23 protein-coding genes are annotated in these 23,434 nt (G+C 41.5%); 9 read left to right on the top strand and 14 right to left on the bottom strand.

Going from position 1 to position 23,434, the window contains the following annotated elements:
- Window positions 1-155: 155 nt before the first annotated feature.
- The gene (gene fdhF, locus G6W43_RS00340; protein ID WP_194168882.1) at window positions 156-2,432 is read left to right on the top strand and encodes a formate dehydrogenase subunit alpha; all 2,277 of its coding nucleotides are present in this window, start codon (window positions 156-158) and stop codon (window positions 2,430-2,432) included.
- A gap of 144 nt (window positions 2,433-2,576) precedes the next feature.
- On the opposite strand, the gene cmoA is transcribed toward fdhF, so the two are convergent.
- The 10 genes from cmoA to G6W43_RS00290 are packed head-to-tail and all read right to left on the bottom strand — an operon-like array spanning window position 2,577 to window position 11,668.
- The gene (gene cmoA, locus G6W43_RS00335) at window positions 2,577-3,281 is read right to left on the bottom strand and encodes a carboxy-S-adenosyl-L-methionine synthase CmoA (RefSeq protein ID WP_103580882.1); all 705 of its coding nucleotides are present in this window, start codon (window positions 3,279-3,281) and stop codon (window positions 2,577-2,579) included.
- Entirely contained in the window at window positions 3,278-4,171 is an 894-nt protein-coding gene (locus G6W43_RS00330) for a bifunctional riboflavin kinase/FAD synthetase (protein WP_194168881.1), read from the bottom strand. Before G6W43_RS00330 ends, cmoA begins: the two co-directional genes overlap by 4 nt.
- The gene (gene tlyA, locus G6W43_RS00325) at window positions 4,137-4,850 is read right to left on the bottom strand and encodes a 23S rRNA (cytidine-2'-O)-methyltransferase TlyA (protein ID WP_194168880.1); all 714 of its coding nucleotides are present in this window, start codon (window positions 4,848-4,850) and stop codon (window positions 4,137-4,139) included. Before tlyA ends, G6W43_RS00330 begins: the two co-directional genes overlap by 35 nt.
- On the bottom strand, window positions 4,840-6,783 hold the full coding sequence (ligA, locus tag G6W43_RS00320; protein WP_194168879.1) for an NAD-dependent DNA ligase LigA: 1,944 nt from the start codon (window positions 6,781-6,783) through the stop codon (window positions 4,840-4,842). The genes tlyA and ligA overlap by 11 nt, the downstream gene beginning before the upstream one ends.
- A 41-nt stretch (window positions 6,784-6,824) precedes the next feature.
- Window positions 6,825-7,685, bottom strand: a complete 861-nt coding sequence (locus tag G6W43_RS00315; RefSeq protein ID WP_194168878.1) for an NADAR family protein — start codon at window positions 7,683-7,685, stop codon at window positions 6,825-6,827.
- A gap of 23 nt (window positions 7,686-7,708) precedes the next feature.
- Complete coding sequence (folP, locus tag G6W43_RS00310; protein ID WP_194168877.1) at window positions 7,709-8,848, bottom strand: dihydropteroate synthase; 1,140 nt, start codon at window positions 8,846-8,848, stop codon at window positions 7,709-7,711.
- Window positions 8,845-9,465 (bottom strand): DNA polymerase III subunit delta', encoded by a 621-nt coding sequence (locus tag G6W43_RS00305; RefSeq protein ID WP_009294157.1) that lies wholly within the window; start codon window positions 9,463-9,465, stop codon window positions 8,845-8,847. Before G6W43_RS00305 ends, folP begins: the two co-directional genes overlap by 4 nt.
- A complete protein-coding gene (locus tag G6W43_RS00300) occupies window positions 9,466-10,005 on the bottom strand; it encodes a HobA family DNA replication regulator (RefSeq protein WP_009294158.1) in 540 nt (179 codons plus the stop codon). It abuts the gene before it with no gap.
- Entirely contained in the window at window positions 10,005-11,204 is a 1,200-nt protein-coding gene (locus G6W43_RS00295; protein WP_002939482.1) for an aspartate kinase, read from the bottom strand. Before G6W43_RS00295 ends, G6W43_RS00300 begins: the two co-directional genes overlap by 1 nt.
- Window positions 11,204-11,668 carry an RNA pyrophosphohydrolase gene (locus G6W43_RS00290; RefSeq protein WP_021087786.1) on the bottom strand — a complete coding sequence of 155 codons (465 nt, stop codon included), beginning with the start codon at window positions 11,666-11,668 and terminating at the stop codon, window positions 11,204-11,206. Before G6W43_RS00290 ends, G6W43_RS00295 begins: the two co-directional genes overlap by 1 nt.
- Window positions 11,669-11,799: 131 nt before the next feature.
- Here G6W43_RS00290 and hemW point away from each other — a divergent pair, with 131 nt between their 5' ends.
- The 5 genes from hemW to G6W43_RS00265 all read left to right on the top strand — a co-directional run bounded on the left by hemW (window position 11,800) and on the right by G6W43_RS00265 (window position 15,873).
- A complete protein-coding gene (gene hemW, locus G6W43_RS00285) occupies window positions 11,800-12,846 on the top strand; it encodes a radical SAM family heme chaperone HemW (RefSeq protein WP_194168876.1) in 1,047 nt (348 codons plus the stop codon).
- A 67-nt stretch (window positions 12,847-12,913) separates the two neighbouring features.
- Complete coding sequence (gene tatB, locus G6W43_RS00280; RefSeq protein WP_035142300.1) at window positions 12,914-13,312, top strand: Sec-independent protein translocase protein TatB; 399 nt, start codon at window positions 12,914-12,916, stop codon at window positions 13,310-13,312.
- Entirely contained in the window at window positions 13,312-14,067 is a 756-nt protein-coding gene (gene tatC / locus G6W43_RS00275; protein ID WP_103634270.1) for a twin-arginine translocase subunit TatC, read from the top strand. The genes tatB and tatC overlap by 1 nt, the downstream gene beginning before the upstream one ends.
- Window positions 14,060-15,082, top strand: coding sequence for a tRNA preQ1(34) S-adenosylmethionine ribosyltransferase-isomerase QueA (gene queA, locus G6W43_RS00270; protein WP_194168934.1), 1,023 nt, complete (start codon window positions 14,060-14,062; stop codon window positions 15,080-15,082). Before tatC ends, queA begins: the two co-directional genes overlap by 8 nt.
- Window positions 15,079-15,873 carry a hypothetical protein gene (locus tag G6W43_RS00265; protein WP_194168875.1) on the top strand — a complete coding sequence of 265 codons (795 nt, stop codon included), beginning with the start codon at window positions 15,079-15,081 and terminating at the stop codon, window positions 15,871-15,873. The genes queA and G6W43_RS00265 overlap by 4 nt, the downstream gene beginning before the upstream one ends.
- On the opposite strand, the gene ruvX is transcribed toward G6W43_RS00265, so the two are convergent.
- From ruvX to ilvC, 4 genes are read right to left on the bottom strand one after another with little or no spacing between them, the layout of a single operon-like run.
- Window positions 15,868-16,251 carry a Holliday junction resolvase RuvX gene (gene ruvX, locus G6W43_RS00260; RefSeq protein ID WP_004317765.1) on the bottom strand — a complete coding sequence of 128 codons (384 nt, stop codon included), beginning with the start codon at window positions 16,249-16,251 and terminating at the stop codon, window positions 15,868-15,870. The genes G6W43_RS00265 and ruvX overlap by 6 nt on opposite strands.
- Complete coding sequence (locus G6W43_RS00255) at window positions 16,248-17,018, bottom strand: DNA-processing protein DprA (protein ID WP_194168874.1); 771 nt, start codon at window positions 17,016-17,018, stop codon at window positions 16,248-16,250. Before G6W43_RS00255 ends, ruvX begins: the two co-directional genes overlap by 4 nt.
- Window positions 17,015-18,466: a divergent polysaccharide deacetylase family protein gene (locus tag G6W43_RS00250; protein ID WP_107797317.1), complete on the bottom strand. Its 1,452-nt coding sequence runs from the start codon at window positions 18,464-18,466 to the stop codon at window positions 17,015-17,017. The genes G6W43_RS00255 and G6W43_RS00250 overlap by 4 nt, the downstream gene beginning before the upstream one ends.
- A gap of 3 nt (window positions 18,467-18,469) precedes the next feature.
- The gene (gene ilvC / locus G6W43_RS00245; RefSeq protein WP_103608584.1) at window positions 18,470-19,492 is read right to left on the bottom strand and encodes a ketol-acid reductoisomerase; all 1,023 of its coding nucleotides are present in this window, start codon (window positions 19,490-19,492) and stop codon (window positions 18,470-18,472) included.
- A gap of 147 nt (window positions 19,493-19,639) precedes the next feature.
- Between ilvC and G6W43_RS00240 the strand changes: the two genes are divergently transcribed.
- The 3 genes from G6W43_RS00240 to holA are packed head-to-tail and all read left to right on the top strand — an operon-like array spanning window position 19,640 to window position 23,365.
- The gene (locus tag G6W43_RS00240; protein ID WP_012140069.1) at window positions 19,640-20,458 is read left to right on the top strand and encodes an HDOD domain-containing protein; all 819 of its coding nucleotides are present in this window, start codon (window positions 19,640-19,642) and stop codon (window positions 20,456-20,458) included.
- Window positions 20,455-22,374 carry an RNB domain-containing ribonuclease gene (locus tag G6W43_RS00235; protein WP_012140070.1) on the top strand — a complete coding sequence of 640 codons (1,920 nt, stop codon included), beginning with the start codon at window positions 20,455-20,457 and terminating at the stop codon, window positions 22,372-22,374. Before G6W43_RS00240 ends, G6W43_RS00235 begins: the two co-directional genes overlap by 4 nt.
- Window positions 22,367-23,365, top strand: a complete 999-nt coding sequence (gene holA, locus G6W43_RS00230) for a DNA polymerase III subunit delta (RefSeq protein WP_012140071.1) — start codon at window positions 22,367-22,369, stop codon at window positions 23,363-23,365. Before G6W43_RS00235 ends, holA begins: the two co-directional genes overlap by 8 nt.
- The last annotated feature ends 69 nt before the right edge of the window (window positions 23,366-23,434 follow it).

Genomic DNA, 23,434 nt, shown 5'->3' with positions numbered 1-23,434 from the left:
CCTATATATTCGGCTTTTTAAATTTTATATAAAATATAACTTAAAATTAAAATTTATTTTTTAAATAAAGAATTTTTCATAAAAGATTAAGTTTTGCACTAGTAATATTACTCAAATTAAATATGCAGAAAATGCATAATTAGAAGGAGAAAGTGATGAAAGAAGGCAAAGTCATCTGTCCTTATTGCGGGACAGGCTGTCAAGTAACCTTGCACGTGGAAAACAACGTCGTTCGTGCCGCTACTGGCGTCGAAGACAATCCAGTCAATCAAGGAAATTTATGTTTAAAGGGCTTTTATGGCTGGGACTACGTTGCAAGTCCAGACAGACTTACAAAGCCGCTTATTAGAAAGAAAAATGGAGTCTTTTCAAAGGATGGTGAATTTGAAGAGGCTAGCTGGGACGAGGCGCTTGATCTTGTCGTAGAAAAGATGAAAGAGGCAAAAGAGAAATACGGCCCTGACTCACTAGCAGGAAACTTCTCAGCACGCTGTACATTAGAGGACAACTACGTCGCTCAAAAGCTAATGCGTGCAGTCATAGGCACAAATAACGTCGATCACTGCGCTAGAATTTGACACGCTCCGACAGTAGCAGGACTTGCTAAAACAATCGGAAACGGAGCTGCCACAAATAGCTTTACAGAGATTGGCACTTATAGTAACTGTATATTAATGATAGGCTCAAACCCAGAAAATGGCCACCCAATCGCAGCTATGCACATCCAAAGAGCGCTAAACCGCGGTGCAAAACTGATCGTTATCGACCCTATAAAGACTGAGTTTGCAAGTAGAGCAGACATCCACTTGCAGCTAGAGCCTGAGCACAACATCCCTGTTATCAACGCACTTCTTTATACTATCATCGAAGAAGGCCTTGTAAATGAGGAATTTGTAAGAGACCACACAATAGGCATCGAGTATGTAAAAGAAGCTGTAAAAGACTATGCTCCAGAGGTTGTAGCTAAATACACAAGGCTAAATCCAGAGGATATCAGAGCAGCTGCTAGAATGTATGCCACCACAAAACCAGCCGTCATCACTCACGGCATGGGCGTAACTCACTTCAACCACGGCGTTGGCGGAGTTTGCGACGTATCAAATTTATTCTTGATCACTGGCAATATCTGCGAGCTTGGCACAGGCGACTTACCACTTAGAGGTCAAGAGAACGTTCAAGGCTGCTGCGACATGGGCGTTTTACCAAATATCTTCCCAAATCTTGGCTCAGTAACTGACCCAGAGCAAAGAGCTTGGTTTGAGAAAATGTGGCACCTAGAACCTGGATTTTTAAACTCAAAGATAGGTATCCATAAAACTGAAGTACCTGATGCGATCCTTGATGGCAGAGTGCATTTCTTCTGGACTATCGGTGAAAACCCAGTCATCTCTGAGCCAAATACAAACCACTTCTTAAAAGGCATCGCAAATGTCGATTTTTACGTGGTTCAAGATCTATTTTTAACTGAGACTTCACTAAAAGCTGACGTGGTACTCCCTGGCGTTGCAAGTAGCGAAAAAGAGGGTCTTTACACAAACGCAGAGCGCCGTGTCCAGCACAACGAAGCTGTCATCACACCTCCAGGCGATGCTAGACAAGACTGGTGGATCGTTTGCGAGATCGCACGTCGTTTGGGCGCAACAGAGGGCTTTAACTTTAACTCACCAGAAGAGATTTGGGAAGAAGTTAGAAAATGCGACCCTAGACGCTACGGCGGCATGAGCTACTATAGACTTAAAAAATATCACGGACTTCACTGGCCATGCCCAACTGAAGATGATATGGGCGGTCAAAGCCTCTATCTTGATAAGAAATTCTTTACCCCTGATGGCAAAGGTCGCTTTGTGCCATGCCTATTTGTGGATAAGGCTGATGAGATCGAGAGCGCAAAACTTGAGTTTGCCAAGAAGATGAATATGTCACCTGAGTATCCTATCATGGCTGGTTCAGTCGATGAGAAGACTGACGCTGAGTATCCGATACAGCTTTTAACTACAAGAAAAGTTTATCAATACACAGTTGGCACCATGACAAGACGCTCACGTGCTATCGAAGAGGGCGGAGATAGCATCGGACCTATCGCTGAGATGAGCCCAGCGCTTGCAGAAAGATATGGGCTAAAACAAGGCGACTTTATCAAAGCTTGGAGTAGATACGGCTACATCGTCGTAAAAGCTGAAGTGACTGACATCGTGCCTGATGGCATCATCCAGATGACTTTCCACTACTGGGAGAGCTCTTGCAACGAGCTAACAAGCAGCGGTTGGGACTACATCAGTAAGACTCCGACATTTAAAGCAGCTATCCAGATCAAAAAGATCGATGAAGAGGAATTTTTACGAGTTCGCGAGCTAAAACGCGAGAAATTCCAAACTTCAAAGATCATCTACGATGACTTCCACCACCACGGAAATGTAGCGATAAATGAGTAAATTTAGCGGGTAACTCCCGCTAAATTTCTTTACTATTAAATTTCATTATTCAAAAATGCTGACATTGCAAAGCAAAATCTAAATTTTAAATTCACTGTTTGTGATTAAATTTTATATTTAAATACAAAAGCAGATATTTTAAATTTACTTAAACGCCAAAAAGCTCATGAAATTTCCCCATTTAAACGTGCTCTCGACACGCTTAAAACCAGCATTTAGGGCTAAGCTCCTATTTTCTTCTTCAGTGTATGGCACTAGCACATTTTCAAGCGCCTCTCTTTTTTGAGCGATCTCGTAGCGTGAGTAGCCTTGCGCCTGCTTGTAGTCCTCGTAAATTTCTATGACGCTTTTAGTGAGCTTTTTATCTTCAAAGATGATCTTTTCACTAAACAAAAAGACGCCATTTTCATTTAGTCCGTTATAAATTTTTTGCACCAGATCAGCCCTTTTTGGCGGTCTTATAAACTGCAAGGTATAGTTTGCCAAAACAGCATCAAAGCCCTCTAGCTCGCACTCTAAGATGTCACCCAAAATAAATTCAATATCAGCCCCATACGCTTTTGCCTTGTTTTTAGCATTTGCTAGCATCGCCTCAGAGTTATCCACGCCACTTAGCACGAGGTCGTTTCTAAGGTTGTTTAGCAAAAGCAGGCTATTTGCCGTCGAGCAGCCAAGGTCGCACACTTTTGCTGATTTTGGCAAAATTTTAGCCAGCAACTTTGCATTTAAATTTGAGCTCACGTCGTAAAATGGCACCGAGCGCGAGATCATATCGTCAAAAACGCTCGCCACAAAGTCATCAAATTCAAACTGCTTGCTTATAGGCTCTTTAAAAATTTCATCTCTCATATACCAGCTCCATATCCGTCAAAGTATTTCATCGTCTCTCCAAAAAAGAGATCGCACACGCCCACGCACTGCCTAGCCTCGTTTATATCGCGTTTTATCTGCTCTTTTAGCTCGCTAAGATTATTAAATTTCTTATTATCGCGCAAACGTTTTATGAAGCAAACGGCAACGTGCTTTGTCACCTTTGGCGCGACCTCGTCTAAGATGTGCGTCTCGACGCTAAAATTTCCATCCGTGCTAAGCCTGTTGCCTATAAAAGTGACCGAGCCATAGGTGTATGAGCCCATCCTCGTTCTTGTCGCATAGACGCCCTCGCGCGGCAAAAGATAGCTTTTTATATCTAAATTTAGCGTGGCAACCAGCTCTTTTGCGCCGATGCCCTGCCCTTTTATCACGTTGCCCTCGATCGAGTACTCCCTGCCTATTAGCCTATTTGCCTCATCGATGTTGCCTTGGCGTATCAGCTCTCTGATGGAGGAGCTATGCACGCCCATGCCGTCATAACAAACCTCATCAACGACGACCACCTCGCCATCAAAAATCCTTTTCAAATCGTGCTTGTCCCACGCTCTGTTTCTGCCAAATCTAAAATCAAATCCAACAACGATCTTTTTTAAATTTTTAAAATCCCTCTTTAAAAGTGCGATAAATTCCTCGCCGCTAAGCCCTTTTATACTCTCAAAATCATACAAGAAGCAAGGATAGTTTGAGTACTCGGCTCGCTTTAGTTTTGGCGTTATGTTGGCTTTGTTTTTGTCGATGACGACAAGTCCGCCAAACTCGCCAAGCTGTTTTAGAAGCTGCTTGTGCCCCCTGTGCACGCCGTCAAAGTGCCCGATCGCAACGGCAGTGATGTTATCTTTTGTTAAAAGCGTAGAAAAATTCGGCATTTCCTTCCTTTCCCTTGACCTCGCACTCTTTGCAAGCTATCAGTTCAAATTTCAAGCTGCTTGCTAGCACTTCAAAGCGCTTCATCGCTAAATTTACAGCCTTAGCGTCGGTGACAACGCCTTTTTTGTTGCGTTTTACACCAACGCCCACTTCAAACTGCGGTTTAAAAAGCGTTATGATGAGCGAATTTTCGCTTGCTAGCTCGCAAATGGCTGGTAAAATTTCAGCCAAAGAGATAAAGCTCACGTCGCAGGTTATGAGATCAAATTTATTTAAATTCTCTTTTGCAAACTCCCTGACGTCAGTTTTCTCATAAATTTTCACCCGCTCATCGCTCCTTAGGCTGGCGTCCAGCTGATCAGTGCCCACATCGACGCCAGTCACGCCCTTTACACCACGCTCAAGCAAAATTTGCATAAAGCCGCCAGTTGAGCTGCCGATATCAAGTGCGTTTTTGCCAGCTAGGTCAAATTTCATCGCCTCCAAAAAGCTCTTTAGCTTAAGCGCGCCTCGTCCAACATAAATTTCATCAAGTAGCGAAATTTTAGCCTCGCTAACCTCGCTTGAAACCTTAGTGCAAATCTGCCCGTTTGTTAGCACCTTGCCAGATTTTATTAGCTCGCTCGCCTTATTTCTGCTTATGTTTAAAACGCTTGCGACGTAGTTATCAAACCTCAAGTTTTAGCCTCTCATATTCGCTCTCATCGATCACCAGGACACCTAGCTCATTTGCTTTATCAAGCTTGCTGCCAGCCTCCTCGCCAGCTAAGACGAAGTCCGTTTTTTTAGAAACTGAGCCAGAAACCTTTGCGCCAAAGCTCTCAAGCTCGGCTTTTATCTCATCTCTTGGGCGACTTAGCGTGCCAGTTATCACGACCGTTTTGCCACTTAGCGCATTTGAGATGCTCTGCACCTGCGTCACGCTTGGCTGCACGATCTGGCTTAGTGCTAAAATTTCGTCCCTATTTACCTCGGCAAAGTCGGTTAAACTATTTGCCATCTCCGCGCCAAAACCCTCAAGTGAGACAAGCTTCTCAAAGCTAGCATCAAGCCAGCCAAGTCCAAAACTGCTTGCAAGCTTTTTAGCCGCCACCTCGCCGATGTGCTCGCAGCCAAGGCCCGTGATAAAGCGCGATAGCTCCGCACCTTTGCTAGCTTCGATCGCATTTAAAAGGTTATTTACCTTTTTCTCTTTAAAGCCCTCAAGCGCCATGAGATCATCAAATTTAAGGCTGTAGATGTCTTTTATGCAGGCAATTAGCCCCTTGTCAAATAGCAAATTTACGATCGCATCGCCAAGGCCGTCGATATTTAGGCACTTTTTCGATGCGTAGTGGATTATCGAGCCCACCACTCTTGCCCTGCAGCTTAAATTTTGACACTTTACAAAGACCCCTTCATCAAGCAGGTGCGAGCCGCAAACTGGGCAAAATTGAGGCCTATCAATCGCTTGCTCACTGCCATCTCGCCTATCTTTAAAAACTTTTGTGATCTTTGGTATCACATCTCCTGAGCGGATAATGCCGATGTAGTCGTTTTTCATGACGCCAAGGCGCTCGATCTCGTCAAAGTTATGAAGGGTGGCGGATTTTACATTGGCTCCGTCTATATTTACCTCATCAAGCACGCCAACAGGCGTTACTACGCCGCTTCTGCCAACTTGAAGTGCGACATCTCTTAGCCTAGTCACCTTTTCAATGGCTGGAAATTTAAACGCCACCATAAATTTTGGAAATTTGACCGTATATCCTAGCTGCTCACAGCGCGCAAGGTCATTTACACGTATCACCATGCCATCCATCATCACACTTTTTGCCTCGCGATTTGCCAAGAGCTCGTTATAGGCAGTCTCAAGTTCATCTTTTTTTAAAATTTTGAAAAAATCATCTCTTTCGAAGCCAAGATCACGCACAAATTTCATCACTTCGCTGTGATCTTTTAGCCTAAGGCTCTGCTCGCCCACGCCCCAAGGTATGAAAAGTAGCTTCCTTTTAGCAGTGACTGCGCTATCAAGCTGCCTAAGGCTTCCTGCAGCTGCGTTTCTAGGGTTTGAAAGCGGCGCCTCGCCCTCTTTTGCGCGCTCTGCGTTTAATAGCTCAAAGTCATCTTTTCTTATGACGACCTCGCCCCTGATTTCAATGAGCCCTTTGTAGCTAATGCTCTTTGGCACCGAGCTAATGGTCCTTGCATTTTGCGTCACGTCCTCGCCAGTAACGCCGTCGCCTCTGGTTATCGCCCTAACCAAAACGCCATTTTCGTAGAGTAAATTTAGGCTCGCTCCGTCAAATTTTGGCTCAGCAACAAAGGTCAAATTCTCTTTATCGCCGCGCTTTAGCCACGCATCAAGCTCGCCAAGGTTAAAGATATCCTCCATGCTCCACATGCGCTTTATGTGGCTTGCCTTGCTAAAGCCCTCTTTTACGCCTCCGCCCACTCGCTTAGTCGGTGAAAATAGCGAAATTTCACTAGGATTTGCCTGCTCGAAGGCTAAAACCGCATGATATAGCGCGTCATACTCCTCGTCGCTTGCAAGTGGCTCGTCCTCGTCGTAGTAGGCCTTAGCCCACACATTTAGCGTATCTACCGCTTTTTCGTACTCTTGTTTTGTCATTTTTGCTCCAAATTTACACCGCATTTTATCTTAAACATACTTTATAAATGATCCAAATTTAGCTCTCTTGCGTCACATAAATGGACATTTTTATAGACCTTTGCTATCTCGTCTCTCGCCCTCATCAGCGCAAAGCCAAGTAAATTTTGCCCTCGCCACTTCATAGGATTTTGCGCATTTTCATCGCTTGCGGCTAAACCTATGCCCCAAATTTTATCAGCTGGGCTTGCCTCAACTAAAATTTTGCTCCCAGTTTGGAGCAAAAAGTCACGCAAAGGGGCATTTTGGCTAAATTTTAGATAGCTCGCATTTAGCACGACGCCAAATTTTACCTCGTCCCAGACCCTAGCGTCAAAGCCACGCACCTGCCTGCCAAGCGCCTTCATCTGCGCTGGATCTTTGACGGATAAAATTTGTTTCAAAGCCTCTTTATCGCCAAAACACTGAGCCTTTTTAGCCATCATATATTGCTCAGCGCAAATGTAATGAACCTCGTCTTGCCAAAAGCTAGATGCGTACCACTGGCTAAGACAGCTTGCGCTTAAATTTGCACTCTTTTGATGACCCCAAAATAAGAGAAATTTATCCGACTTGCCAGCGTTATAGCGCTTTTTAAGCCATTTTAACTCATATCTAGGCTCACGCTCCCAAAGGTCTATGACAAAGTCACCCTTAATAAAAAGCGTGCTTTCATCGCCTCCAATCCTCTCATCCCAGTATCCACGCCACGTCGCAGGCTCAACGAAGAGCTGTTCGTATTGACGTTTTTCATCTTGGCTTAGCGTTTTTAGCCAGCCATTAAATTTAAACTTATAATCCTCGCCGCAGCCCATCCTCCAGCCGATGGAAAATGGATCTATACTTGGAAATTTGATCCAAGGTGGCGGCAATAAATTTCTCATCTAGCCTCTTTTTAGCAAGCGCCCTACCAAAGCGTGGCTTGGCTCATCGCCTCGTGCATATTAAAAAGCTGCTTGTGCTCGGCGACATCGTGCGTTCTTATGATCTGCGCGCCATTTTCGTAAGCCTTTAGGTGCAGATAAAGTGAGCCTGGCAAGCGGTCTTTGACCTCACTTTTATAGTAGTGGTTTATGACTGATTTGCGGCTAGCACCGACTAGCAGCGGGTAGCCAAATTTCAAAAAATGCTCCAAATGCTTAATAAGCAGTAAATTTTGCTCAGCCGTCTTACCAAAGCCGATGCCAACATCAAGCACTATCTTTTTAGCGCCAAGCTCCCTTGCTAGGACAATCTTTTGCTCAAAAAAGTCTGAAATTTCACCGATTAAGTCGTTATACTTTGGCGCAATCTGCATCGTGGCAGGATCACCTTGCATGTGCATCATACAAAACTGCGCATCGTATCTTGCAGCAAGCGTGGCTAAATTTGCGTTTGCTGTGATGTCATTTATCATCTTAAAGCCGTGATTTAGCGCAAATTCTAAGCAATACTCATCAAAGCTATCAAGGCTAAATTTCGCCTTTTCGTGTAAATTTAGCTTGTAAATTTCTTCTATGATATCTTTTATGCGCCTAAACTCCTCCTCGCGTCCGCAATACTCGCTCCCTGGCCTTGAGCTAACGCCGCCAAGATCGATGTAGTCAGCACCTGCTTCTATCATCGCTTCTATTTTTGCTATGCCATTTTGCGTATTTATGCGGCTTTGCTCGTTAAAACTATCTCTATTTATATTTGCAACGCCCATTATAAGTGGCTTTGTGGGCTTTGTAAATTTAGTTTCTAAAAAATTTGCAAGCTTTTTAAGCCCAAAGTCTTGCAGCTTCTCTTTTTTAGCTAACTGCTTAAGCTGCGCGTTTGTCGCCATTAGCAAGGCTTTGTTTAGGCTCTCGCGACCTAAAATCGTATCATTATGCGTCACAAGCTCGGCGCCAACACTTAGGGCATCTTGCTTTAGGATATTTGCCGCTGGGGTCTTTATCTCATCGATAAAGATAAAATTTATCTCGCTCTTTTCGTGCATAAGCTTCGCACCAGCCGGACTTGGCGAGATGGCCTTGCAAATTTCATTAAAGTCGCTTTTGTTATTTATCTTATAAAATTTCAACGTCGTCCTTTCTCAAAGATAGTAAGCAGTAGCGGCGTTAAAACGGCGTGAGACTTGGCGTTTAGATCGGCAAGCTTGATGAGTGAGAAAAAATACTCCATCTCCTCGCCGCTAAATTTATACCCACTATCAACTGCCTTTGTCACGATGGCTCCGACAAGCTCTTTTAGCTCGTTTTTGCCAAATTTTTGCGCCTGCTCCTCTGCTATCTTTTGGTCAATAAAGCTTGTTAGCTCTTTTAGGCTGAGCGATTTTAAATTTAGCTCCACACTCATTTTTGGCTTTTTGGTGAGCTTATTTTCTATGAGCATCCTCGATCTGATCGTTGGTAGAAGTAAATTTTTACTCTGCGTTACTATTATAAATTTGATGTTTCTTGGAGGCTCTTCGATGATCTTTAAAAGTGCGTTTTGAGCCTCGGTGCGAAAAGACTTCGCCTCTATGACTAAAATTTTCTCATCTTTTTCGGCGATGTAAGCTTCAGCGATGACCTCTTTTGCATTTTCAAGCAAAAAATCATCGCTTATAAAAAATCTTAGATTATTTACGCCAAACTCGGCTTCAAGCTTGGCTTTTAAATTTTCAAAATCGCTTGTTATGACGATTTTATTAAGCATTTAGAGCATCACCTTTGCAAAGAGCACGGCGTCTATGCTCTTGTCGAAAAGTTTATATAAATTTAGAAGTTTGATGTCTAAGTTTTCATCGCTCGAGCTTAGCGTGAAGCTATTTTGCGCCTGCTCGTCAAAGAGCCACATATAGCTGTTTTCATCAGTCTTGGCTAAATTTGCACGCTTATCTATGCTCTTGCCGATGTAAAAAAAGATGTAGCCATTTGGAAAGGCAAGACTTAGCATATCTTTTAAAAGCTGCTTTTGCTCGTTCGTCTCGATGCTGTCAAAGGCTGGATAGAGCGATCTTAGGCTGAAAAATGGCAAAAACGGACGCTCGCTTTTTGTGCGGTTGATATTTCTTAAAAGATAGTTTTCAAACCACTCTCGCTCATCGTCGCAGATGACTATAAAAGCCTTGCTATCAAGCAAAAATTTAAGCCTAGATGCGAGCAAAGGCGTCCATTCGACGCGCTTCTCCTCCATCCAGCTCATATATCTTTCGCTTCTTATAGTCTCAAGCGTCCATTGAATAAAATCTTGCATTATTTATCTAACTTATACGCATCGTGAAGCACGCGAACTGCGAGCTCGCCATATTTTTGATCGACAATCATTGAAATTTTTATCTCGCTTGTTGAGATCATCTGGATATTTATCCCCTCTTTTGCAAGCGTCTCAAATGCTAGACATGCTACGCCGCTGTGGCTCTTCATGCCTACGCCGATAACCGAGACTTTCACGATCGCATCGTCATACTCGACATGCTTTGCAGCTGAGAGCTTTTGCATAGTCTCTTTTGCTAGATCAAGCTCGTTTTGTGGCACTGTAAAGCCTAAATTTGTCGTTCCGTCGTGTCCTACGTTTTGGATGATCATATCTACATTTATATTTTGATGAGCTAGAGCTGTGAAAATTTCAGCTGCGATGCCAGGCTTATCGACTACGCCTCTTAAAGTTACTCTTGCTTGATTTTTATCTAGTGCTATACCGCTTACTAAAACCGCTTCCATATTATCTTCCTTTGCTATTAATGTACCTTCGTTGTGGTTAAAACTGCTTCTTGTGATTAGTTTGACATTTAGTTTTTTTGCTAGCTCGACTGAGCGATTTTGAAGCACTTTCGCCCCAGCAGAGGCAAGCTCAAGCATCTCGTCATAGCTTATCTTTTCTAGCTTTTTTGCCTTTTTTTCTATCCTTGGATCAGTCGTATAAACGCCATCAACGTCGGTAAAAATTTCACACAGATCAGCTTCAAGCGCCCCTGCTAATGCAACCGCACTAAGGTCGCTTCCGCCTCTACCAAGTGTCGTGATATCGCCTTTATCGTCTATGCCTTGAAAGCCTGCTACGACGACGATCCTGCCAGCTTTTAGCTCAGCTTTTAGCCTAGTGGTGTCTATCTTTTCTATCCTAGCTTTTGTGTGAATTTCATCTGTTATTATCCCAGCCATTGCGCCAGTTAGTCCTACGCACGCATAGCCTTTTGCATTAAGTGCAATCGTCAAAAGTGCGGTGGTTACTTGCTCTCCAGAGCTTAAAAGCATATCGGTAGCAACGCCGTCTGGGTGCTTTGAGAAATACTCACTATATTCAACCAATTGATTTGTAACTCCACTCATCGCAGAAACTACCACAACCACGTCAGCGCCGCTGTTTTTAGTCTCTATGACCCTATTTGCCACAGCTTCGATGCGCTCAAGCGTGCCTACACTAGTTCCGCCAAATTTTTGAACGATTAACATCAAAAATATCCTTTCTCTTTAAAATAACTCAAAACTTTGTCATAAATAGGCTTTTTGAAGTGATTTATCCCCTCTAAAGCCTTGTTGATATCTACAAATTTATACTCGCTAAACTCTGGATGCTCGGTCTTTAAATTTATGCTAGCACCGTTTTTTAGCCTAACCAAAAAGTACTTTTGCGTCTGCCCATCAAATGGATAAAATCTCTTTGACGCATTTGCTGGAAAGTCGTAGCTAAGCCAATCAGGATACTCTTCTAAGAAGTCAAATTTATCAGTTCCGATCTCCTCTTTAAGCTCCCTTTTTAGCGCTTGTTTTGGACTTTCTCCTTCATCTATGCCACCTTGAGGAAACTGCCAGATATCGTCCATATCAACCCTTTTTGCGACTAAAATTTCGCATTTAAAAGGGTAAGAACTAGACAAAATGACAGCTGCTACATTTGGTCTATATTTTTTTTGCATGTTTTTTCCAAAAAAATTTTATTTGAGATGATAACGAAAAAGAGTTAAGAGATAGATAAATGAAAGCTACTTTTAAACTGCGCTAAATGCCAAATTTCTTATAATCGCCAAAATTTTAAAAAGAGAGAAATTTGCAAGTTTATATCCACGTGCCATTTTGCGAGAGCAAGTGTCCTTACTGCGCCTTTGGCTCAAGCGATGACGAATTTAGCAAGGTTGGCGCCTACTTTAAAGCGCTTTGCCTTGATCTAAATTTCCAGCTAAAAAGCCAAAATGTAAAAGAAATTTCAACCATTTTTTTTGGCGGCGGCACACCAAGTGCGGTAAATGCCAAGCTTTATGATGAGATTTTTAGCATTTTAGCTCAACTTTGCACACCTAAAACTGAGATCACACTTGAAGCAAATCCAAATTCTGCAAATTTAGCTTGGCTAAAGCATGTAAAAAATTTAGGCGCAAACCGCATCAGCTTTGGCGCGCAAAGCTTTTTTGAAGATAAGCTTAAATTTCTAGGGCGCATCCACAGCAAGGAGCAAATTTTTAAAGCGGTTGAAAATGCCCATACAGCTGGCTTTAAGAGCATAAATTTAGACCTCATCTATGACACTAAATTTGATACCAAAAAGCGCCTTTTGGCTGAGGTTGAAAATTTAAAAAGCCTTGCTATCACGCATCTAAGCGCCTACTCGCTCACACTTGAAGAAAACACCCCATTTGCTGGCAAAAAAAGCTATAAAAAAGATAGCGACACTTTGGCTAAATTTATAATAGAGCAGATCCAGCGAGCTGGTTTTAAGCAATATGAAATTTCAAATTTTGGGCAAATTTGCAGGCACAATCTTGGCTACTGGCAAGGCAAAAACTACCTTGGTGTGGGGGCTTTTAGCGTGGGCTTTAAGGACGCCACCAGATACTACGCCAAAAATAGCATAGACGCCTACATCACGCAGCCAACGCATAGAGAAAGAGAAATTTTAAGCCCAAGCGAGCTAGCAAGAGAGCATATATTTTTAGGGCTTAGAAGCATCGTAGGCGTAGAGGCTGGACGCTTAAATGAAGCTCAGAAAAAAAGAGCAAATTTACTTGTAGAAAATGAAAAACTACTCTTTAAAAATGACAAATTTTACAACCCAAATTTCTTATTAAGCGACGAGATCGCACTCTTTATAGAGGGCTAAATTTATAAAAATTTGAGCAAAGTCAAGATAAAATACAAAGCTTAAATAAAATTTAACAGAGGCAAAAATGTTTGGAATGAGTTTTTCTGAGATCTTGGTCATCGCCGTGATCGCCGTGCTAGTTTTGGGCCCTGACAAGCTGCCAAGCGCTATGGTGCAGATCGCTAAATTTCTAAAAATGTTTAAAAAAGGCATAAATGACGCAAAATCAACATTTGATCAAGAGATGAAGATAGCCGAGCTAAAAGAGGACGCTCAAAAATATAAAGAGAGCATAACCCAAAGCGCTCAAAGCGTGCGAAAAAAGCTTACTTTTGAAGAGCTTGACGAGATCAAGAAAAGCGCAAGTGACGTCACTGAAAGCATACAAAACGTCGTAAGCGACACGAAAAAAACGGTAGAAAATATAAAAAATCCAACAAATTTAGTTAAAGATGCAATCTTAAACGATAAAAAAGAGGCGTAATGTTTGAAGAGTTAAGACCCCATTTGATCGAGCTTAGAAAGAGGCTTTTCATAAGCATAGTAAGCGTTTTCGTCTGTTTTGGCATCTGTTTTACATTTTGGAATCCACTGCTTGCATGGATGAGCGAGCCGCTAAAGCAGGTCTTGCCAGCTGGCTCAAATATCATCTTTACGCAAATCCAAGAGCCGTTTTTCACAGCGATGAAGGTCGCCTTTTTTGCTGGCTTGGTGCTTGCTTTGCCTATCATTTTTTGGCAGTTTTGGCTATTTGTCGCACCTGGACTTTATGACAATGAAAAAAAATATGTGATCCCATTTGTGCTTTCAGCCTCATTTATGTTTGCGTGCGGGGCGGCGTTTTGCTACTACGTGGTCATCCCGCTTGGTTTTACATTTTTGGTAAATTTTGGCGGTCAGCTCTTTACGGCACTGCCAAGCATCGGCGAGTACGTGGGCTTTTTTACAAAGCTACTAATCGGCTTTGGAATTTCATTTGAGCTGCCAGTCATTACATTTTTCTTAGCAAAGATAGGCCTTGTCGATGACAAGATGTTAAAAGATTATTTCAGATACGCAGTAGTCGTCATCTTTATCTTCGCAGCCATCGTCACACCGCCAGATGTTATAAGTCAAATTTTAATGGCACTGCCACTCATCGGACTTTATGGAATTTCTATCATAGTCGCCAAAAGAGCTGGCAAAAGCGACGATGATGAACAAGATAGCGACACAAACAGCGACGCAGGCGATGAGTGATATAAACGATATCTCAAGCTACGACTACTTTTTGCCTAACGAGCTCATCGCAAAAGAGCCAGTTTTGCCCAAAGAAGAGGCAAAACTGCTTGTTTATCTTAAAAAAACAAAAGAGATAAAACACTATAAATTTAAAGATCTAGCCAGCCTCATCCCAGAGGACGCGGCGGTCATTTTTAACAATACAAAGGTAGTTAAAGCGCGCATTTTAGGACACAAACAAAGTGGCGGAGCTTGCGAAGTGATGCTAAATCAACCGCTTAATGATAATAAATTTAGCGTCTATATAAGGGGCAAAGTAAGTGTCGGTAGCGTTTTAAATTTTGCTGATAGCATAAAGGTAAATGTGCTTGAGCTAAATGATGATGGCTCAAGAGTGGTAAATTTCACCAAAAATGGCGTTATTTTAGATACGGCGCGACTTTTTAGCGAGCTAGAAAAGATCGGTCACGTCCCACTCCCTCCATATATCAAAAGGGCTGATACAAAGGACGATGAGAGCTGGTATCAAAGTATATTTGCCAAAAATAGCGGCGCAGTCGCAGCTCCGACAGCCAGTCTGCACTTTAGCGAGCAGATGTTAGAGCAGATAAAGGCAAAGCACGAGGTCGCTTATATTACGCTTCACGTGGGCGCTGGGACATTTAAAGGCGTGGAGTGCCAAAACATAAATGATCACAAAATGCACTCTGAGTTTTATGAGCTAAGCGAAAAAGCTCAAGAGCTCATAAACTCAAATAAGCCCATACTTGGCGTTGGTACGACGGTTACTAGATGCGTTGAAGAGTTTGCTAGAAGCAAGCAGCCAAGTGGCTTTTGCAAGCTATTTTTAAATTTAAATAATAAGCCGATCAGGCAAAACTATCTTTTAACAAATTTTCATCTGCCAAAATCAACTCTGATCATGCTAGTTACTAGCTTCATAGGACTTGAAGAGACGATGAGGATTTACGAAACGGCAGTTAGCGAAAAGTATAGATTTTACTCTTATGGCGATGGGATGCTTGTGATATGAAAAATGTCGATTTTGTCGCGCAAATGGAGCTTTTTTTAGAGGCACTTTTTAAGGACGCAACAGCTAGAAACAACGCCATCGTCTTTAACTACAACCCAAACTACCCACGCTATCTAAGCTTTGAAGTGCATAAGCTAATAGGCGCGATCAAAAATTTAAGCAAATTTTACCTAAATGACGTAAGCAACTCAAAACTGCTCATATCCTTTACTCTAGTAAGCTACAGCCTAAGTTTAGTGCATTTTGACATACATATAAGATGCACTTCATGCCCGCAAAAGCCAAACGAGAGACTAGTAAAAGAAGCTGGCGAGCTACTAAAAGAGCTAAATGCCAAGATGAGTAAAACAGAGGACGGCTTTAATATAAGCATAAGCGTGCCGCTACCAAAAAGTGGGACATTTAAAAGGCAAAGCGTAGAGATAGCAAGCCTTCTAGGCAAAAATGCGATCATTGCGTGCGATGATGAAAATTTATTTTTAACGCTCAGTCATGAGCTAAGCTTTACGGGGCTAAAGCTCAGCAAACAAAAGAGCTTCGAGAGTTTAAATTTACACATAAAAGATGCCATTTTTAAGCCAGACATCATCTTCGTGCAAAAGGAGTATCTAAGCGACAAAGCAAGGCTTGATGAGATGCTAACTTATCAAAAGCTTAAGAATTTCTACATCGTCATCATCAGCAAGGATGAAGCCAAAAGCATCAAAAGTGAGAAGATGACTACGCTTAGACAGCCATTTACTAGCGATAGCTTGCACGAGACTTTAGGGGTGGTGGCTAGAAATTTATAAAATTTTTAGATATCTCTTTAAGATGATGGTGGCTGAGACGCTATCAAGCCTACCATCTCGCTTTGTATTTGTGTAAATTTCACTTGCCTCGCTGCTGCTAAAGGCTTCGTCTTGATAGACGATATTAGCCTGCACATCAAGAAGCGAGACAAAATGCTCTATGCGCCTTCTCATCTCATCTTCGCTACTGCCGCCGATCGGAACGCCCACTACTAGCGTGTTTGGAGCGTATTCATTTACTTTTTGGCTCACATCTCTTGCGGCTTGATTTCTATTTTTTCTAAGCACTGGCTCAAGGGGTGTCACGACCTCGCCAAAGCCAAAAGCAAGCCCTATGCGCTTTAGTCCAACATCGATCGCCATAAATTTCTCTCTCATAGCGCGCTTTTTACTCTTAAATTTGAAATTTCAACTAGCCCGTCAAGCTCGTACTCATAGATGATCTCGCCAAATTTAGCCAATGCTTCATCAAGGCTAACGCCATTTTTGCAAAATTTCAAGATCTCATCATCAGCTTTTGCTTGCTCTTTTACCTCGCCAAAAAGTGAGGCAAATTTAACGTAATCATCGATAAGTTCGGCCTTTTTGCTAGCTAGCAAGGCATTTGTCCCACTACTCTCATTTATGCGCTGAGGCAGGACAAAGAGAGGGATTTTAAGCTCATTTGCAAGCCTTGCACTTTGCATCGAGCCGCTTCTTAGATCAGCTTGTGCGACCACAAGAGCTTGCGCGAGCCCCACAACTATGCGATTTCTCTCTAAAAACCTATACGCGATCGGTGGCTCGCCCTCGTCATACTCACTTAGAGCCAAGCCGTTTTCATAAATTTCTCTTATCGCAACTTTGTTTTGCGCTGGATAGATGATGTCAAGCCCATTTGCAAAAACACCGATAGTTCGTGGCATGGCAGCCTTGTGCGCTGTGATATCCACGCCGATAGCCCCACCACTTACCACGCAGACATTTGCGCTTTTTAGCGCTGCGCAAAGTGCCGTGACACACTCTTTTGTATAAACGCTTGCCTTTCTTGAGCCAACGACTGCGACTTTTGGCATGCTAAGAAGCGAGGTGTCGCCTATGAAATTTAGCTCTTTTGGGGGATTTTTTAGCCTATTTAGCGCTTCTGGGATGATTTCAAGTTTCATAAAATATCTTTTAGATAAACAACTTCTACATCTTTTAAGATATTGTTTTTGCTAGCTTTTATCACTGCGATAGTGTTTTTCTTTGGGTGTCCGATGGCGATCGCGTAGCCCCTTTTTTTGGCTAAATTTACAGCAGCTACAAGCTCTCGCCTAACCGCACTAGCCGATGGATCATCATCTAAAAATATATCTCTTGAAATGTAAGGCTGATTATACTTTTTAGCAGCCCTTGCCACGGCTGTTTGAGCGATCGTCTTACTATCGACAAAGATAAAGCCCTGCTCTATCAGCGCTCTATAAGCCTTGTCCATCGCGTCATAATCACTTGTAAATCGTGATCCTGTGTGGTTGTTTGTATATTTTGCGCGCGGGAAGTCTCTTCGTATCTTTTTTATCTTTTCATGCATGCTTTCAAAGCTCTCGTTGATCGTTAGAGTGCCTATCTCTGGGCTATCAAAGTGCTTTGCCTGCATCGGCAGATGTATCATATAAAACTCAAACGTTCTAGCGATGTTTGGCGTATCTGGATGGGTTTTTGTCGCTGGGAAAATGGACGGCGTTATCTTTAGACCGATTGACTTTACCATGCTAGCGTGCTCAAATGTCGCCACATCATCGATTATTAGCACAAGCTTTGCGCGGCGCCCTTTTACACTGCTATTTGGAGTAAATGGCACAACTGCAAAGTCATCTTTTTTCACACTCTCTTTTTGCGGTTTTTCGCTGTAAATTTGCTTCTTGGCTTTGTTACTAGGCTCAACCTCACTTTTTTTAGTAGGCTCAGGTTTTAAAATTTCACTATGCTTTAAATTTTCTTTTATGCTTAAATTTGCTTCAGCGCTTTTGTTTTGCTCTGTTTTTGTTTCTGTTTTTGCCTCATTTTTACCTGCGTAAAATGGCTCGATTACTTGCTCAACCTTTTGCTCAGGCTTTTCTTCGCTCTTTGCTTCATGGCTTACATCTACGCTACTTTGCATATTTTTATATAAATTTGCAAGTAGATTTTTCGTATCGTTTTGCTCTTTTTTTGGCTCTTCTTTTTTAGCTTCTACTTTTACTTCAGGTTTTATCTCAGGAGTTATCTTTTTTTGCTCTTTTGGCTCAGTTTTTGGCTTTAAAGCAAGCTCACTTTTGTGTTTAGGATCGGTAAAAATTTTACTTAAATTTTCATCTTCATCAAATTTTAGAGGGTATTTTCTCTTCTCGTACTCTTGTTTTTTATCTTTGCTGACAACTTTTTGCTCAGCTTTTTTTGAAATTTGCTTCTCGCTCTTTGGCTCATTTACTTTGCTTATCTGCTCAACATCTTTGTTTTTGATGCTAAGAGCTGCGATGAGTGCCACTATCAAAATGGCAGCGATGACACCGATACCAAGGAAAATTTTATTATGAGAGCGACCTGCACTCTTTTTTACAGGACGCTTCTTTGTAGTCTTTTTTTCGCTCAAGGCTTAGTTTTTGCTTTGATCTATAAGTTTGCCGTTAGTTATCCAAGGCATCATTGCGCGAAGTTTTTTGCCAGTTTTATTTAGCAAGCTTCTCTCAGCTATGCCGCGCTCAGCGTTCATTCTAACATATCCTGCTTTTCTCTCTAGGATGAAGTCTTTTGCAAATTTACCATTTTGAATTTCTCTTAAAACTTCTTTCATAGCTTTTCTGCTCTCTTCGCCAACTACTCTTACGCCACTTACATAGTCGCCGTATTCAGCTGTGTTTGAGATAGAGTAGCGCATATCAGCCATACCACCTTGATACATTAGATCAACGATCAGTTTTAGTTCGTGTAAGCACTCAAAATACGCCATCTCAGGCTCATATCCAGCCTCTACAAGCGTATCAAATCCAGCATTAACAAGTGCGCAAAGACCACCGCAAAGCACAGCTTGTTCGCCAAATAAATCTGTTTCAGTTTCATCTTTAAATGTTGTCTCGATGATGCCAGTTCTACCGCCGCCTATACCGCAAGCATAGCTTAGAGCGATCTCTTTAGCCTTTCCGCTTGCATTTTGTTCAACAGCGATAAGATCAGGTATGCCTCCACCTCTTAAAAATTCGCTTCTAACTGTGTGTCCTGGGGCTTTTGGAGCAATCATGATGACGTCTATGTTTGCTGGAGCTTTGATCTGTCCAAAATGAACATTAAAACCATGTCCAAATGCGATAGCAGCGTGATCTTTTAAATTTGGCTCGATCTCATTTTTATAAATTTCAGCTTGAAGCTCATCTGGTGTTAGGATCATAACTACATCAGCGCCTTTTGTAGCTTCGCTTACAGTTTTTACTTCAAAGCCTTTTGCCTCAGCTTTTGCCCAGCTTTTGCCACCTTTTGCAAGACCGATTACGACACTTACGCCATTGTCTCTTAAATTTTCAGCGTGTGCGTGACCTTGTGAGCCAAAGCCAATAATCGCTACTTTTTTACTCTGAATAAGGCTTAAATCGCAGTCTTTATCATAATAAACACTTATAGCCATTGTTTCTCCTATTGTTAAATTTTGGCGAGATTATACATTTTAGCAACAAAAACGTTGCTGAAAAAGAGCAAAAAAGTATCTTTAAGTTTTATGCTGCAGCTTTTTGCTATAATGTGACAAAATTTTTAACCAAAAGAGTCACTTTACATGAATGAATCAATCTTTAAAAAAATCAAAGCGCTTCCGCCACTAGACGACACTGTCATACAGATCCAGCGCCTACATGCTGACGAAAATAGCTCGATAAATGACCTCACAAAAGTGGTCGAAAAAGACCCTATGCTAACAGCAAATATCTTGCGTTCAGCAAACTCGCCACTTTACGGATTTTCTCAAGAGATCACAACTATCGCAAGAGCCATTTCACTTTTTGGCATGGCTACTATCCGCGGTTTTGCGCTATCAAGTGCCATTAAAAAGACCTTTTCTATAAATTTAGAGCCATATGACATTACCGCACAAGATTTTTTAAATATCTCAATCATGCAAAATGCTTTGATGTACCACTGGTACTCAAAGATAAAACCTAAAAATCTAGAAATTCTCTCTCCTGCTTCATTTATGCTTGAAGTTGGCAAGATCGTTTTAGCACATGAGCTCACAGAAAATAACCAAGTTGCTGAGTTCAAAACAAAGCTAAAACAAATTTCATCTACCTATGATCTTGCGCTTTTAGAGTCAGAAATTTTGGACATCACAAACGAAGAGGTCACAGCTAAAATTTTTGAGCAGTGGAATTTAGAGATCGAGCTTGGAAATTCCATCCTCTACTCAAACACTCCAGAAGAGGCACCTGATCATATAAAAGAGTATGCAAGAGCGTTAAAAGTAGTAAAAACAGCGGTTAATATCTTTAACCAGCTTGACGATGTGAGCGTAAATAACGCAACACTTCTTATAAACGAATATGGCTTTGAGAGAGATACATTTTTAATGGCTGTTAGCAAAGTCAAAGACAATTTGTGAAAGAATTTTTAACATCACTTCTCGTTGGCATCAAAGAAAAAGAGATATCAAACGAAGATAAAGAGATCTTGCGTAATCTCCTAAACCTTGGTGCCGTAAGCTTACATAAAGATAAATTTTACCTAAACAACGGCTATGTCTGCGGCAAGCTAGACATCAGCCAAAACGCAACTGGCTTTATCATGCCATTTGACAAGCGCTTCAAGCAAGATATCATCGTAGAAAATAAAAATTTAAACAACTCTCACCTTGGCGATATCGTGCTAGCAAAGCTTTTGCCACTTAAGAAAAAACGCCAAAGTGCTAAGATAGTGATGAGCCTAAAGCTTGCAAATGAGACAAGCGTGGTCTATACAAAACGCTTTGGAGCGGCCATTTTAGGGGTAAATTTAAAAACTGGGCTAAGCACAACCCTAAAGGCAACTCAAAAAAGCCTAAAGATGCTCCCGCTTGGGACGCTACTAAAGATAAACAACCTAAACAACGAAATAGTTGAGGTTTTAGGAAATTTAGAAGATCCGCTAAGCGATGAGAAAATTTCGCTTGCTATTTATAATAAAAATGATAAATTTAGCGAGGCTTGCGAGCTTGAAGCAAAGGCATTTGGCGATGAAGTCGATGCTAGCATGTATCCAAACAGGGTTGACCTAAGAAATTTAGAGTTTTGCACGATCGATCCAGTCGATGCCAAAGACTTTGACGATGCCATATATTTTGATGAAAAAAAGCGCGAAATTTACGTCGCAATCGCCGATGTAAGCGAGTATGTGACCGCGTATAGCGCCATTGATAGCGAGGCTAAAAAAAGAGGCTTTTCTATCTACTTTCCGCACATTTCAGTGCCGATGTTGCCGCGCGCGCTTAGTGAAAATATCTGCTCGCTAAAGCCAGACGTGCCGCGCCTTGCATTTTGTTTTAAAATTTCACTCGATGCAAATAACGAGGTAAAAAAAGAGGAGCTTTTTGAGGCGATCATCCTTTCAAAAAGGCGCTTTAACTACGATGAGATCGATGAAATTTTAGAAGGTAAAAGAGAGTGTGAAATTTCATGGATCAAGCCACTTTTTAAACTCACCACGAAGCTTCGCAAAAAAAGGCTTTTGCACGCATTTGACTTTAGGACAAAAGAGCTTAGAATGAGCCTTGATGAAGAGGGTCAAATTTCGCAAACTAGGTTTGAAAGCGACTCCGACTCGCACAGACTTGTTGAGGACTGCATGCTTTTAGCAAACAAAGCCGCAGCAAAGCTCATCACAAAGGGCGTTTTTAGAAACCACGCTTCGCCTGATTTTAAAAAGATAGATACCTTGCTTGAGGACTTGCAGCTTTTGGGGCTTGACTTTACCTACGAGAGCGACCTTGCAAATTTGATAAGAAAGATCCAAACAAAGGCTGATGAACTAGGCAACCGTGAAGAGATAGATAAGCTCATCATCAAGTCTCAAAAAAAGGCTGAATACTCAAGTGAAAATTTAGGCCACTTTGGGCTTGGATTTGATAGATACACGCACTTTACAAGCCCTATTAGACGCTATTCTGACCTTATCTTACACAGACTTTTAAAGGCTAAAATTTCAAAAGATGAGAAGCTTTACAACTTCTTGCTTTTAAACATCCAAAGCACATGTGCAACCTTAAGCGAGCTTGAAAGAGAGGCCGACAAGGTAGCTTACGACTTTATGGATAGGAAATTTGCGCGCTGGGCAGCTGCAAACATCGGCAAAGAGGTGCGTTGCTACGTGAGCGAAAACCAAAATGTCTTGGTCGCTAAGCTTGATGATTATTTTGTTGGAGCTAGGATTTTCATCACTGGATACAGCGCAAATTTACTTCAAAAGCTTGTTGTAAAGATCACAGAGGCTGATATCGCGAGTGCTAAAATTTTTGCAAAAGTGGTAAGAAAGATCGATGTATAGAAAGGATTTAGAGCTAAATTTAGCAAATGCAAATTTAAGCAACTACTTCTTGCTTTTTGGCGCAGATGAGTTTCAGATAGAGCTTTTTGGCAAAGAAATTTTGAGCTTTTACTCAAGCGAAGATGCAAATTTATTAAGCCTTTATTTTGACGAGTACAACTACGCACAAGCAAGCTCTCACCTAAGCGAACAGTCGCTTTTTGGCGGCAAAAATATCCTCTATGTAAAAAGCGACAAAAAGATCCCGGCAAAAGAGCTAAAAGAGCTCATCTCGCTTTGCTCAAAAAGCCATGACAACTACTTTTTATTTGAGCTTTATGAGGCCGATATGAAGCTAGTTTTTGATACGCAAAAGGCATTTGGGGCAAATTTTGCTAGATTTTTTAAGCCCTCAAACCCAGATGAAGCTATAAATTTACTAGCTAAAAGCTCAGCTAAAATAGGCCTAAATATAACCAAAAACGCACTTTATGAGCTTTATTTTACACATAATGAAAATTTATACCTTGCGGCAAGCGAGCTGACAAAGCTAAAGAGCCTAAACACCCACATCGAACAAGACGATGTAAAAAGGCTAGTTTTTGGACTTGGCGGGATAAATTTTGATGACTTTTTTAACAAATTTATGGCTCTAAAAGATATAAAAAACGACTTTTTTACCTACTTGGAAGATCCAAATTTTAATGAAATTTTACTTCTAAACTCACTTTACAAAGCATTTTTTAGGCTGTTTAAAATTTACTCTTACATCAAGATAAATGGCCGCTTGAATTTAGACGAAGCGATCGGCTATCAGCCGCCTGTAAATGTGGCAAATTTACTAAAAGCAAATAGCTTAAAGCTAAGTTTAAATGCCTATTTGGAGATATTTAAAACGCTAAATTTAGCCGAGCTAGAGCTAAAAACAAATACAAAAATGGATAAAGAAATTTTCGTTTTATCAACCATTTTAAACCTCCAACACCTCATATCAACAGCAAATATTAAGTAAATTTAAGCTAAAATCCACCCTTGCTTAATGCAAAATCCTTGCTCACAAAGTGAGCTAAATATCCATAAG

This window comes from Campylobacter concisus (assembly GCF_015229965.1).
Classification (GTDB): Bacteria; Campylobacterota; Campylobacteria; order Campylobacterales; family Campylobacteraceae; genus Campylobacter_A; species Campylobacter_A concisus_BD.
The sequence above is the reverse complement of the archived record's forward strand: the minus strand, read 5'-3'. Positions and strand labels throughout refer to the sequence as shown.